Origin of the sequence: Marinobacter sp. UBA2688, from assembly GCF_002352785.1 — a bacterium.
Taxonomy (GTDB): domain Bacteria; phylum Pseudomonadota; class Gammaproteobacteria; order Pseudomonadales; family Oleiphilaceae; genus Marinobacter; species Marinobacter salarius.
The window spans coordinates 199,596-212,902 of the sequence record NZ_DELU01000027.1; the positions used below are offsets into that span (position 1 = coordinate 199,596).

General features: G+C 57.0%; 14 protein-coding genes. All 14 read left to right on the forward strand.

Annotated features, from left to right (window positions below):
- Positions 1 to 7 precede the first annotated feature (7 nt).
- The 14 genes from rsmG to glmS all read left to right on the forward strand — a co-directional run bounded on the left by rsmG (position 8) and on the right by glmS (position 13,215).
- Positions 8 to 685 carry a 16S rRNA (guanine(527)-N(7))-methyltransferase RsmG gene (gene rsmG, locus B3M52_RS18700; protein ID WP_036211723.1) on the forward strand — a complete coding sequence of 226 codons (678 nt, stop codon included), beginning with the start codon at positions 8 to 10 and terminating at the stop codon, positions 683 to 685.
- Entirely contained in the window at positions 673 to 1,467 is a 795-nt protein-coding gene (locus tag B3M52_RS18705) for a ParA family protein (RefSeq protein WP_036211720.1), read from the forward strand. Before rsmG ends, B3M52_RS18705 begins: the two co-directional genes overlap by 13 nt.
- 51 nt (positions 1,468 to 1,518) lie before the next feature.
- Positions 1,519 to 2,391 carry a ParB/RepB/Spo0J family partition protein gene (locus B3M52_RS18710; RefSeq protein WP_036212072.1) on the forward strand — a complete coding sequence of 291 codons (873 nt, stop codon included), beginning with the start codon at positions 1,519 to 1,521 and terminating at the stop codon, positions 2,389 to 2,391.
- 313 nt (positions 2,392 to 2,704) lie between these two features.
- Positions 2,705 to 3,103 (forward strand): F0F1 ATP synthase subunit I, encoded by a 399-nt coding sequence (locus tag B3M52_RS18715; protein WP_036211717.1) that lies wholly within the window; start codon positions 2,705 to 2,707, stop codon positions 3,101 to 3,103.
- A 19-nt stretch (positions 3,104 to 3,122) separates the two neighbouring features.
- Positions 3,123 to 3,995, forward strand: a complete 873-nt coding sequence (gene atpB, locus B3M52_RS18720; protein ID WP_036211714.1) for a F0F1 ATP synthase subunit A — start codon at positions 3,123 to 3,125, stop codon at positions 3,993 to 3,995.
- A 73-nt stretch (positions 3,996 to 4,068) separates the two neighbouring features.
- Positions 4,069 to 4,326 (forward strand): F0F1 ATP synthase subunit C, encoded by a 258-nt coding sequence (atpE, locus tag B3M52_RS18725; protein WP_012138088.1) that lies wholly within the window; start codon positions 4,069 to 4,071, stop codon positions 4,324 to 4,326.
- 65 nt (positions 4,327 to 4,391) lie between these two features.
- Complete coding sequence (locus B3M52_RS18730) at positions 4,392 to 4,862, forward strand: F0F1 ATP synthase subunit B (RefSeq protein ID WP_036211711.1); 471 nt, start codon at positions 4,392 to 4,394, stop codon at positions 4,860 to 4,862.
- Between the two features lie 15 nt (positions 4,863 to 4,877).
- Positions 4,878 to 5,414 (forward strand): F0F1 ATP synthase subunit delta, encoded by a 537-nt coding sequence (locus tag B3M52_RS18735; protein ID WP_007153009.1) that lies wholly within the window; start codon positions 4,878 to 4,880, stop codon positions 5,412 to 5,414.
- A gap of 28 nt (positions 5,415 to 5,442) precedes the next feature.
- Positions 5,443 to 6,987 (forward strand): F0F1 ATP synthase subunit alpha, encoded by a 1,545-nt coding sequence (gene atpA, locus B3M52_RS18740; protein ID WP_036211708.1) that lies wholly within the window; start codon positions 5,443 to 5,445, stop codon positions 6,985 to 6,987.
- Positions 6,988 to 7,058: 71 nt separating this feature from the next.
- The gene (gene atpG, locus B3M52_RS18745; RefSeq protein ID WP_036211705.1) at positions 7,059 to 7,922 is read left to right on the forward strand and encodes a F0F1 ATP synthase subunit gamma; all 864 of its coding nucleotides are present in this window, start codon (positions 7,059 to 7,061) and stop codon (positions 7,920 to 7,922) included.
- A gap of 54 nt (positions 7,923 to 7,976) precedes the next feature.
- On the forward strand, positions 7,977 to 9,371 hold the full coding sequence (gene atpD, locus B3M52_RS18750) for a F0F1 ATP synthase subunit beta (protein WP_036211702.1): 1,395 nt from the start codon (positions 7,977 to 7,979) through the stop codon (positions 9,369 to 9,371).
- 47 nt (positions 9,372 to 9,418) lie between these two features.
- Positions 9,419 to 9,841: a F0F1 ATP synthase subunit epsilon gene (locus B3M52_RS18755; protein ID WP_007153013.1), complete on the forward strand. Its 423-nt coding sequence runs from the start codon at positions 9,419 to 9,421 to the stop codon at positions 9,839 to 9,841.
- A 142-nt stretch (positions 9,842 to 9,983) separates the two neighbouring features.
- Positions 9,984 to 11,348: a bifunctional UDP-N-acetylglucosamine diphosphorylase/glucosamine-1-phosphate N-acetyltransferase GlmU gene (glmU, locus tag B3M52_RS18760; protein ID WP_075196412.1), complete on the forward strand. Its 1,365-nt coding sequence runs from the start codon at positions 9,984 to 9,986 to the stop codon at positions 11,346 to 11,348.
- Between the two features lie 34 nt (positions 11,349 to 11,382).
- Positions 11,383 to 13,215, forward strand: a complete 1,833-nt coding sequence (gene glmS, locus B3M52_RS18765; RefSeq protein ID WP_036211699.1) for a glutamine--fructose-6-phosphate transaminase (isomerizing) — start codon at positions 11,383 to 11,385, stop codon at positions 13,213 to 13,215.
- The last annotated feature ends 92 nt before the right edge of the window (positions 13,216 to 13,307 follow it).

Below are 13,307 nucleotides of genomic sequence, written 5' to 3' on the forward strand. Positions count from 1 at the left end.
TGCGCCCATGAGCGACGCACTCTGGCAACGCCAGCTCACCCAGGGCCTGGCTGACCTCAACCTGGAACTGGACAGCGCCAGCCAGCAACAGTTGCTGGCGTTTCTGGCCCTGCTGAATAAGTGGAACCGGGCCTATAACCTGACGGCTGTACGGGAGCCACGACAGATGGTGTCGCGCCAGTTGTTGGACAGCCTCAGTATCCTGCCATTTGTTACCGCGGACCATCTGCTGGATGTTGGCGCCGGAGGAGGGTTGCCTGGCATCCCCCTCGCAATCACGTTGCCCGAAAGGCGTTTTACCCTACTGGACAGCAACAGCAAGAAAACCCGCTTCCTGACCCAGTGTGTGCTGGAACTCGGCCTGAAGAATGTGGAGATCATTCACGGCCGGGCTGAAAGCTGTGATCCCGCGATCCGATACCAGCAGATCAGCAGTCGAGCGTTTACGGCACTGGATAACCTCGTCAACTGGTGCGGGCATCTGCTTGCGGATGAGGGCGAGTTCCTTGCCATGAAAGGCCAGTTTCCGGATGATGAGGTGGCTGCCCTGCCAGTGGGTTGGCAGGTAACATCCCGACAGTCATTATCGGTACCTGGCTCGGACGGCGACCGGCACCTGCTGGTGATCGGTCGGGATTCCAGCCATCAGAATTTCACGACAGGAGGCGAGTCATGGCGCGTGTGATTGCAGTGACCAATCAAAAAGGCGGTGTGGGTAAAACCACCACCTGCGTCAACCTGGCTGCGTCATTGGCCGCAACCAAGCGCCGCGTGTTACTGGTGGATATGGACCCCCAGGGCAACGCCACCATGGGCAGTGGTGTGGATAAGAATGCCCTGGAGCTCTCCGGCTACGACATGCTCACCAAACGGGCAACGGCAGCCGAGGTGATTTTCCGGGCCGAAGTCTCTGGGTTTGACATATTGCCGGCTAACGGCGACCTGACCGCCGCCGAAGTGGAGCTGATGAACGAAATCGGCCGCGAGCATCGTCTGCGCCTGGCCCTGAACAAGGTTCGGGAGAACTACGACTACATCCTGATCGACTGCCCGCCGTCCCTCAGCCTGCTGACCGTCAATGCGCTGTCAGCGGCGGATACGGTGCTGATTCCCATGCAGTGCGAATACTATGCCCTGGAAGGTCTGGCGGCCTTGATGAACACGGTTGAGCAGATTCAGGAGACCGTCAACCCGGATCTGCAGGTGGAAGGCATCCTGCGCACCATGTATGACCCCCGCAACAGCCTGACTCTGGATGTGTCCAGTCAGCTCAACGAGTTTTTCGGTGACAAGGTCTACCGCGCGGTGATCCCCCGCAACGTGAGGCTGGCGGAGGCCCCCAGCTATGGTATGCCGGCCCTGAAATACGACCGCGCGTCCAAGGGCGCGGTGGCCTATCTGGCCCTGGCTGGTGAGATGGTACGCCGGCATGGATCGCAAAAGACATCCGCGGCTGTTGCCGTGTAAACTACCTCTCCTTTGCACACAGATATTTCATCGGGAAGAATGACAAACACCATGGCGGCGAAGAAACGAGGACTGGGTGAGCGCGGACTGGGCGCTCTGTTGCAGGGCTCCAGGGTCAACCTGGACCAGGAACTGAAGGATCACGATGGTGAGCTCCGGGAAGTTCCGATCGACCTGATCCAGCGTGGCCGGTTCCAGCCTCGCCGTGACATGGATCCGGCGGCCCTGCAGGAACTGGCTGACTCCATTCGCCAGCAGGGCGTGATGCAGCCCGTGGTGGTGCGTCCGATTGCCGAAGGCCGCTTTGAGCTGATCGCCGGCGAGCGCCGCTGGCGAGCCACCCAGATGGCCGAGCTCGACCGCATTCCCGCCATTATCCGCGACGTGCCGGATGATGCCGCTATCGCCATGGCGCTGATTGAGAATATCCAGCGCGAGAACCTCAATCCCATCGAAGAAGCCTTTGCGCTACAACGCCTGCAGGATGAGTTCGGCCTGACCCAGGCTCAGGTCGCGGAAGCGGTGGGTAAGTCCCGTACCACCATCACCAACCTGCTGCGGCTGATCAGCCTGTCGGAAGACGTTCGTGTCATGCTGGAGCACGGTGATCTGGAAATGGGTCATGGTCGGGCCATGCTTACGCTTCAACCCGAGCAGCAGATGCAGGTGGCGCGACAGGTGGTCGCGAAATCCCTGTCAGTGCGGCAGACGGAAGCCCTGGTTCGCCGGGTGCAACAGGAATCGCCGAACCGCAAGAAAGCCAAGGGTGAAGTGGATCCGAACATCCGTGCCCTGCAGGACGACCTGGCCGAGCGACTCGGTGCCCGGGTGTCGATTGACCATGGCCAGCGCGGCAAGGGCAAGCTGGTGATCGAATACACCTCCCTCGACGAACTGGATGGCATTCTGGGCCATATCAAGTAACGTCCCTGGCAGGATTTCCATAGCGCCACTGTTAACAATTTAGTGTTGGCACTCTGCGACCAACGGCGGGGTACCAAAGGTCAGTTTTGACTAGGTACCACTACATATAGTGCTGCCCCTTCATGTTGGTGTCTATTTGTGTCCCTCATGCCCCCCAACGCCAGTTTTTCTGCGTGTTTCGGGGCGGAGCGACCGTTCCGGTTTTGTTGATTCGTGTAGATTGAACACATATAATCTGCGGCGCTTGTATCGGTGCGATTGTCTAATTAATAAACGGCACCGAACCAAAGCGGTGTGGCAACCGGGAAATACCATGACGAAGGCTGAACAGGGTGGCATACAGCGTCCGCCCATCGCACGATGGTTTGTAATAGAAAGTGTGGTATTGGTCGTCGTCAGTCTGGCATTCCTCTTTAAAAGCCAGGTGGCCGGTTATTCAGCACTGTTTGGGGGGCTTATTTTTCTTCTGCCCCACGGTTATTTTGCCTTCAAGGCTTTCCGCTACTCCGGCGCGCGGTCTGCCAGGCAGATCATGAGTTCTTTTTACCAGGGTGAGGCCGGCAAGCTCATCCTGTGCGCCATCCTGTTTACGATGGTGTTCAAATGGATTCCGTCGCTTGATATAGCGGCACTTTTTTTATCATTTGCGATCATGTTGGTCACCAATTGGTTGACTCCGCTCCTAGCGGGCCGCAGAACGCAGCGAAGCTAACAGGACCTGAGAGAACGTTATGGCAGGCAGCGCATCAGAGTATATCCAGCACCACCTCCAGAACCTCACCTACGGTAAACTTCCGGCCGGTTACGAGCGTGCGGACGGTTCGGTGATGTCAGAAGCGGGCTGGACCATGGCCCATAATGCCCGGGAAGCCTCCGATATGGGATTCTGGGCCGTTCACGTGGATTCTCTTGGATGGGCTGTTGCACTGGGCGCCCTGTTCCTGATCCTGTTTCGCATGGCGGCCAAGCGTGCTACCTCTGGTCAGCCCAGCGGCCTTCAGAACTTCGTTGAAATCCTGATCGAGTTTGTTGATACCAGCGTGAAGGAGACCTTCCACGGCCGAAACAAGGTGATTGCACCCCTGTCGCTGACCATCTTCTGCTGGGTCTTCCTGATGAACCTGATGGATCTGGTGCCGGTAGACTTCCTGCCCCAGCTGTTCCACATGATGGGTCTGGAATACATGAAGGTGGTGCCGACCACGGACGTTAACGTCACACTGGGCATGTCGCTCTCCGTGTTCTTCCTGATTATCTACTACAGCATCAAGGTCAAAGGTGTTGGTGGTTTTGTCGGCGAGCTGACCCTGCACCCGTTCTCTTCCGACAACTTCTTTCTCAAAGTACTGCTGGTACCGGTCAACCTGCTGCTGGAAGGCGTGAGCCTGCTGGCCAAGCCCATTTCACTGGCACTGCGTCTGTTCGGTAACCTCTACGCCGGTGAGCTGATCTTTATCCTGATCGCCCTGCTGCCATTCTGGGCACAGTGGGCGCTGTCGGTACCCTGGGCCATTTTCCACATTCTGATCATCACGCTGCAGGCGTTCATCTTTATGATGCTGACGATTGTTTACCTGAGCATGGCTCATGAAGACAGTCATTGATCGGAACCATTAAACCGTAGTTTGAAAACCGAAACCCTTAAACTGAAAACCTAACTGAAAACTGGGAGTTATCATGGAAACTGTAGTTGGAATGACCGCGATTGCCGTTGCACTGCTGATCGGCCTGGGTGCCCTGGGTACTGCTATCGGCTTTGGTATCCTCGGTGGCAAATTCCTGGAAGGCGCCGCGCGTCAGCCGGAAATGACCCCGATGCTGCAGGTTAAAATGTTCATCGTTGCAGGCCTGCTGGACGCCGTAACCATGATCGGTGTTGGTATCGCTCTGTTCTTCACTTTCGCCAACCCGTTTGTCGGCCAGATCGCCGGTTAATCGAGTCGCCGCCGGGGAACTTCCCGGTCTGATGATTCTTTACACAACAGGCGAGAGGTGAAGACGTGAACATTAATTTGACGATGATTGGTCAAGCCATCGCGTTCTTTATCTTTGTCGTGTTCTGCATGAAATATGTGTGGCCGCCGATTATGGCCGCACTGCAGGAGCGTCAAAAGAAGATCGCTGACGGACTGGCTGCCTCAGACCGCGCTGCGCGCGATCTGGAACTGGCTCAGGAAAAGTCAGCTCAGGAACTGCGTGAAGCCAAGCAGCAAGCGGCTGGCCTGATCGAACAGGCCAACAAGCGTGCGGCCCAGATTGTGGAAGCATCGAAAGACGATGCCCGCAAGGAAGGCCAGAAGCTGATTGAGCAGGCCAAGGCCGAAATTGAGCAGGAGCGCAATCAGGCTCGTGACGCGTTGCGTGCGGAAATCGCCGCCATCGCGGTTGCTGGTGCTGAGAAGATCCTGGAAACCTCTGTCGATGCCAACAAGCACAGTGAGATGCTGGACAAGCTGGCAGCAGAACTCTAAACGACGAGGTTCATCATGGCACAACTGAGAACGCTGGCCCGCCCCTACGCAAAGGCAGCATTTTCGGCCGCTCAGGACCAGAAGCAACTGGCTGAATGGTCTGAAGTGCTAACCGTTGCCGGGCAGATTACAGCCAACGAAGACATTCGACAGCTTCTCGCCAGTCCAGGCACCGAAGAGCAGAAGAAGGCAGACATGATTCTGGAGTGCGTTGGAGACAACGTCACAGAGTCGGTTCGCAATTTCTTAATGATTCTGGCGGCCAATCGCCGGTTGAGTCTTCTGCCCGAAATTGCAGCGCTCTTCAACACGTACCGGGCTGACTTTGAGCGTACTGTTGATATTGAAGTCACCTCGGCATATGAGCTGACGGACGAACAACAGCAGAAGCTCGCCCAGGCACTGTCGACCAAACTCGAGCGCCAAGTGTCACTCGCAGCGTCAATGGACAAGTCTTTGATCGGTGGTGTGATTGTACGCACCGGCGACATGGTGATTGACGCATCTGTACGCGGAAAGCTGACCAAACTGGCCGACGCTCTGGGCTCCTGATTTCAGCACAAGGTTTGAGGATAAAGGCATGCAGCAACTGAATCCATCCGAGATCAGTGACATCATCAAGAAGAGAATCGAAAAGCTCGATATTTCTTCCGATGCAAAGAACGAAGGTACGATCCTCTCCGTTTCTGACGGTATCGTACTGATCCACGGTCTCGCCGACGTTATGTACGGTGAGATGATTGAATTTGCCAACGGCATATTCGGTATGGCCCTGAACCTGGAGCGTGACTCCGTGGGCGCGGTTGTACTGGGTGACTACGAAGACCTGGCGGAAGGCCAGAAGGTTCGTTGCACCGGCCGCATCCTGGAAGTACCGGTGGGTCCGGAACTGATGGGCCGTGTGGTTGATGGCTTGGGTAATCCCGTCGATGGCAAAGGCGAACTGGGCACCGATCTGACCTCACCGGTCGAGAAAGTGGCTCCCGGTGTTATCGCTCGTCAATCCGTTGATGAGCCGGTCCAGACCGGTCTGAAAGCCATTGACACCATGGTGCCAATCGGTCGTGGCCAGCGTGAGCTGATCATCGGTGACCGCCAGATCGGTAAGACCGCCGTCGCCATCGACGCGATCATTAACCAGAAAGATTCCGGCATCAAGTGTATCTACGTGGCAGTTGGCCAGAAGCAGTCTTCCATTGCCGCGGTTGTGCGCAAGCTGGAAGAGCATGGCGCTATGGATCACACCATCGTAGTTGCCGCCGGCGCCGCCGATCCTGCAGCGATGCAGTTCCTGGCACCCTACTCCGGCACGTCCATGGGTGAATACTTCCGTGACCGCGGTGAAGACGCCCTGATCATCTATGATGATCTGTCCAAGCAGGCTGTGGCCTATCGCCAGATCTCCCTGCTGCTGCGTCGTCCGCCGGGCCGTGAAGCATACCCGGGTGACGTTTTCTACCTGCACTCCCGTCTGCTGGAGCGTGCGTCCCGGATCAACGCCGAGGAAGTTGAAAAACTGACCAACGGCGAAGTGAAGGGCCAGACCGGTTCCCTGACGGCTCTGCCGATCATCGAGACCCAGGCCGGCGACGTTTCCGCGTTCGTACCGACCAACGTGATCTCGATCACCGACGGCCAGATCTTCCTGGAGACCAACCTGTTCAACTCCGGTATTCGTCCGGCGATGAACGCGGGTGTCTCGGTATCGCGGGTGGGTGGTTCAGCCCAGACCAAGATCATGAAGAAGCTTGGCGGTAACATCCGTCTGGCGCTGGCCCAGTATCGTGAACTGGCCGCTTTCGCACAGTTCGCTTCCGATCTTGACGAAGCGACCCGTAAGCAGCTTGAACACGGTCAGCGGGTAACCGAACTGATGAAGCAGAACCAGTACAGCCCGATGTCCGTGGCTGAAATGGGTACGGTTCTGTTCGCAGCCAACGAAGGCTTCCTGGACGACGTTGATGTCGACAATGTAGTGAAGTTCGAAGCACTGATGCTGGACTGGATGCGGTCCGAGCAGAAAGAACTTCTCGACAAGATCAACGAGAAAGGCGATTACAACGATGAAATCGCCGCGAGCCTGAAAGCTGCACTTGAGAAATTCAAGACCACTCAGAGCTGGTAACGAATGGGCCTGCAACGTGTTGCAGGCCGATTTTAGAGCAATGAGTGTCTAACTTGAGAAGGCAGTGAGTTATGGCCGTCGGAAAAGAAATACGTAACCAGATATCCAGCATCAAGAGCACGCAGAAGATCACCAGCGCCATGGAAATGGTCGCGGCGAGCAAGATGCGTAAGGCTCAGGAACGCATGAAGGCGACACGCCCTTATGCGGAAAAGATGCGTCAGGTTATTGGGCACATTGCCAAGGCGAACGTCCAGTACAAGCACCCGTTCATGGTCGAGCGTGAAGTAAAGCGCGTGGGCTATGTGGTGGTGTCTACGGATCGAGGCCTGTGCGGTGGTCTGAACATCAACCTGTTCAAAGCGCTTGTCCGTGACATGCGAGCGTGGAAGGAGAAAGGGGTAGAGGCTGATCTGTGCGCCATCGGGCAGAAAGGTGCTTCTTTCTTCAGGAGCTACGGCGGTAACGTCGTTGCGGCGCTGACCCATCTGGGGGACAGCCCGAGCTCTGACAAACTCATCGGCAACGTCAAAGTCATGCTGGACGCGTTCTCGGAAGGCAAGATCGACCGTCTTTACCTGGTCAGCAACGAGTTCGAGAACACCATGACCCAGACCCCGCAGGTGGAGCAGATTCTGCCGCTGCCTCCGGGGGAAGACGAGGAAGAGATCAAGAACCAGTGGGATTATCTCTACGAGCCCGATGCCAGGCAGATCCTCGATGGCCTTCTGCCACGTTACATTGAATCCCAGGTGTACCAGGGTGTGGTAGAAAATCTGGCATGTGAACAGGCCGCCCGTATGATCGCCATGAAGAGCGCAACTGATAACGCCGGTGGCATCATCGACGAGCTTCAGTTGGCGTACAACAAGGCGCGTCAGGCAGCCATCACCCAAGAGATTTCGGAGATTGTCAGCGGCGCGGCTTCGGTCTGATCCGCCAACAATCCAACTGGTTTTATTGACTATCTAGATAACGAGGAACCGAGCATGAGTAGCGGACACATCGTTCAGATCATTGGCGCGGTTATCGACGTGGAATTCCCACGTGACTCCGTACCCAACGTATATGACGCACTGCTGCTTGAAGGTGGCGAAACAACTCTGGAAGTCCAGCAGCAGCTGGGCGACGGCATTGTTCGTACCATCGCCATGGGCAGCACCGAGGGTCTCAAGCGAGGCCTGAAAGCAGACAACACCGGTAAGGCCATTTCGGTACCGGTTGGCACCCAGACTCTGGGCCGTATCATGGATGTTCTGGGTCGTCCGATCGACGAACAGGGCGAGATCGGCGAAGACGAGCGCTGGGCAATTCACCGCAAGGCACCGGGCTATGCAGATCAGTCTGCATCTGCCGACCTGCTGGAAACCGGCATCAAGGTTATCGACCTGATCTGCCCGTTCGCCAAGGGTGGTAAGGTTGGCCTGTTCGGTGGTGCTGGTGTTGGTAAGACCGTCAACATGATGGAGCTGATCAACAACATCGCGAAAGAGCACTCCGGTCTCTCCGTATTCGCCGGTGTTGGTGAGCGGACTCGTGAAGGTAACGACTTCTACTACGAAATGAAGGACTCCAACGTCCTTGATAAAGTAGCGATGGTCTACGGCCAGATGAACGAGCCTCCCGGAAACCGTCTGCGTGTGGCCCTGACCGGTCTCACCATGGCTGAGAAGTTTCGTGATGAAGGTCGTGACGTACTGCTGTTCGTCGACAACATCTACCGTTACACCCTGGCGGGTACCGAAGTATCAGCCCTGCTCGGCCGTATGCCGTCCGCGGTAGGTTACCAGCCGACTTTGGCCCAGGAGATGGGTGAGCTGCAGGAGCGGATCACGTCGACCAAGACCGGTTCCATCACGTCTATCCAGGCGGTCTACGTACCGGCGGATGACTTGACTGACCCGTCCCCGGCGACCACCTTCTCCCACCTTGACGCGACCGTGGTACTGAGCCGTGACATCGCCTCCAAGGGTATCTACCCGGCGATCGATCCGCTTGACTCCACCTCTCGCCAGCTGGATCCACTGGTCATCGGTGACGAGCACTACGAAGTGGCTCGTGGCGTGCAGACCAATCTGCAGCGCTACAAGGAGCTGAAAGACATCATCGCCATCCTGGGTATGGACGAGCTGTCAGAAGAAGACAAGCTGACCGTTGCCCGTGCCCGTAAGATCGAGCGTTTTCTGTCCCAGCCGTTCCATGTTGCTGAAGTCTTCACCGGTTCCCCCGGTAAGTACGTTTCCCTGAAGGAAACCATCAGCAGCTTTAAGGGCATTCTCAACGGTGACTATGATGATATGCCTGAGCAGGCGTTCTACATGGTTGGTACCATTGAGGAAGCGGTCGAGAAAGCGAAGGAAATGAAGAGCAAGGCGAAGAAGTAATCTGAGCCTAAAGCGCTTGTTTCCGGATCGATCAGAGAGGCAACAACATGGGTATGACCGTGCATTGTGACGTGGTAAGTGCCGAAACAAAGATCTATTCCGGATTGGTTGAAATGCTGATCGCAGCGGGCTCTGAAGGTGACCTGGGTATTGCCCCGGGTCATACGCCGCTGCTGACCCAGCTTAAGCCGGGTCCTATCCGTATAATCAAGCAGGGCGGAGAGGAGGAGATCCTCTACGTGTCTGGTGGTTATCTGGAAGTTCAGCCGAATCTGGTAACGCTGCTCGCGGACACAGCTGTCCGTGCCAAGGATGTGGACGAAGCAGCGGCGATCGAAGCTCAGCGTGAGGCTGAGAAGGCACTCGCCAACCAAACGGGTGAGTTCGAGTATTCCCGTGCCGCTGCCGAGTTGGCCGAAGCTGTTGCCCAGCTTCGCACCATCCAGCAGCTGCGCAACAAGATGCGTTAAGCATTTCTGTTCGGGACTGCCGATCACCGAAACCGCATCCTGAGTCGCCTGAGAACAGCGAAACGTTGTCAGGCAACCAAGGGTGCGGTTTTTTTGTATTCAGGCATTGAAACTGGCTACCGATCCGGAGCGTGGTAATCGTATGACTCCCCTTCACGTTGTGATTCTGGCCGCCGGCCAGGGTTCAAGAATGAAATCGTCGCTGCCGAAAGTTCTCCACCGGGTGGCTGGCAAGCCCATGCTCCATCACGTTATTGATACCGCCCGCCAATTGGGCGCCTCCGGTATCCATGGCGTCATTGGACATGGTGCGGAGCAGGTTCGGCAGATTACCCCCGCCGAAGATCTCATCTGGGCACTGCAGGAACAGCAACTGGGCACTGGCCACGCGGTTGCTCAGGCCTTGCCGGCTCTGCCGGATGAGGCTCGGGTGTTGATTCTCTATGGCGACGTACCGCTAACCAACGTTGAAACGCTCCAGAACCTGGTCTCTCAAGTAAGTGATCGTTCACTCGCGTTGTTGACCGTGAACCTGGAAACGCCGGATGGTTACGGGCGTATCCTGCGGGATGACAGTGGCAAGGTGCGTGCGATCGTGGAACAGAAGGATGCCACTGACGCCCAGAAACAAATCCGGGAGGTAAATACCGGCATCCTGGCGGTCTCGTCACGCCACTTGAAGGACTGGTTGCCGCAGCTCTCCAATCGTAATGCTCAGGGTGAGTACTACCTGACCGACATCATTGCCATGGCGGCTGATCGCGGTGTGGAAATCGCCGTTGCCCAGCCTGCCAGCGAATACGAAGTCCAGGGCGTTAACAACCGTCTTCAACTTGCCGAACTTGAGCGCTGGGTGCAGCGTCAGGAAGCGGACCGTTTGATGACTGAGGGCGCCACCCTGGCCGACCCTGCCCGTATTGACGTGCGTGGTGAATTGTCGGTGGGCCAGGATGTCCTGATCGATGTTAACGTGGTGTTTGAAGGCAAGGTGTCCCTGGCAGACGGCGTCAGCGTCGGGCCCGGTTGTGTGATACGGGACAGCCAGATTGCGGCTGGTGCGAAAATTGAAGCGCACTCAGTGATCGAGGGTGCGGATGTGGGTGCAGGCGCCAGTATCGGGCCGTTTGCACGTCTCCGGCCGGGTACCCGGCTGGCGGCCAGGACCAAGGTGGGCAACTTTGTCGAAACCAAGAAAGCCGATGTCGGCGAGGGTAGCAAGATCAACCACCTCAGTTACGTTGGCGATACCTCACTTGGCCGTAACGTAAATGTGGGTGCAGGAACCATCACCTGTAATTATGATGGGGTGAACAAGTCCAGAACCGTTATTGGTGATGACGTGTTTGTCGGGTCCAACACTTCACTGGTGGCACCGGTCAGCGTTGCCTCTGGGTCCACCATCGGTGCGGGCTCTACCATCACCCGTGATGTAGCGGAGAGTGAGCTGGCGGTCGCACGAGCTCGCCAGCGCAATATCTCCGGCTGGGAACGGCCGACGAAAAAGTGATTTAAACGATTTACAACGGACAGGTGAGAGCGACATGTGTGGCATTGTAGGTGCGGTATCAGAAAGGGATGTTCAGGGAATTCTTCTCGAAGGCCTGCGCCGTCTGGAATATCGGGGCTACGACTCCGCCGGCATGGCCGTAATTGACGGCAAACAAGCCATCAACCGGGCCCGCGAAGTGGGTAAGGTTGCGGCCCTGGCCGATGCCATCACTGGAAACGGGCTTGAGGGAGCCGCCGGCATTGCCCATACCCGCTGGGCAACCCACGGTGAACCGTCCCAGATCAATGCCCACCCGCATATGTCCGGTGACCGCCTGGCCATTGTCCACAACGGCATTATCGAGAACTACCAGGAGCTACGGGAAGAACTGAAAGCCGAGGGGTTTGAGTTCACCTCCCAGACGGACACCGAAGTCGTTGCGCACCTTATCGAAAAGCAGTTCCGTCTCAGCAACAGCCTTTACGAGGCCGTGAGCACCGCCATTGAACGTTTGCGCGGTGCCTTTGCGCTGGCAGTGATTCATGCCGACGAGCCAGACCATATGGTGGTGTGCCGTGAAGGCAGTCCGTTGGTGGTAGGTGTCGGCATAGGCGAGAATTTCATCGCTTCCGACCAGCTCGCGTTACTGCCTGTCACCGACCGTTTCATGTTCCTCGAAGAAGGGGATATCGCCGATATCCGTCGTGATCACATTGAGATTCATGATCGTAACAAGCAGCTGGTGGAACGCGCGGTTAACCGTTTTGAACACAGCCAGGACGCCGCCGAAAAAGGCGAGTATCGCCACTTCATGCTCAAGGAAATCCATGAGCAGCCGAGGGTCATCCGCGCCACAACGGAAGGCCGGGTTACCAACACCCGTGTGCTGGAACAGGCACTGGGTACCCAGGCTGGCAACCTGCTGGAAGACGTTCGCCATGTTCAGATCATCGCCTGTGGCACCAGTTACCATGCCGGCATGGTGGCACGCTACTGGATAGAGGACCTGGCGGGCGTGCCCTGTTCCGTGGAAGTGGCCTCCGAGTTTCGCTACCGCAAGCATGTGATTCAGCCGGACACCCTGTTCCTGTGTATCTCCCAGTCCGGCGAAACCGCCGACACTCTGGCTGCCCTGCGCCAGGCGAAAAAGGCCGGTTTCCGCGCCGCCATGGCCATTTGCAACGTGCCCGGCAGCTCCCTGGTGCGGGAATCTGACCTGGTGATCATGACCCAGGCCGGCCCGGAAATCGGGGTTGCGTCCACCAAGGCGTTTACCACCCAGTTGACCGCGCTGTTGATCTTCACCCTGGCGCTGGCTCGCCACAACGGCCTGGAAGAGTCGCGCGAAGCAGAAATTGTTGAGGCGATTCGCCTACTACCCAGCCAGGTGGATCAGGTACTGGCACTGGATGGCGATATCGCCGAAATGTCGAAGTCGTTCATGGACAAGAACCACAGTCTGTTCCTGGGTCGTGGCGCCATGTTCCCGGTGGCTCTGGAAGGTGCACTGAAGCTCAAGGAAATTTCCTACATCCATGCCGAAGCCTATCCGGCCGGCGAGCTCAAGCATGGCCCCCTTGCTCTGGTAGACGGGGAGATGCCGGTGGTCACCGTGGCCCCCAACAACGAGTTGCTGGAAAAGCTGAAGTCCAACCTGGAAGAAGTTCGCGCCCGCGGTGGCGAGTTGTTTGTATTTGCCGACCAGGCAGCGGACGTGCGGCCACAGGAGGGTATCCACGTAATGCCGCTGCCGTCGGTACACCCGATCACGTCTCCGATCGTCTACACCGTGCCATTGCAGTTGCTTTCTTATCACGTCGCCGTACTGAAAGGTACCGATGTGGATCAGCCACGCAACCTGGCGAAAAGTGTGACTGTTGAGTAGCGGGCATATACGTAGGCCTGGAGATGTCAGAGGACATTAAAGTTTGATCAAAACAAGCCCCCAGCTATTCTCAACATAGCAGGGGGCTTTTT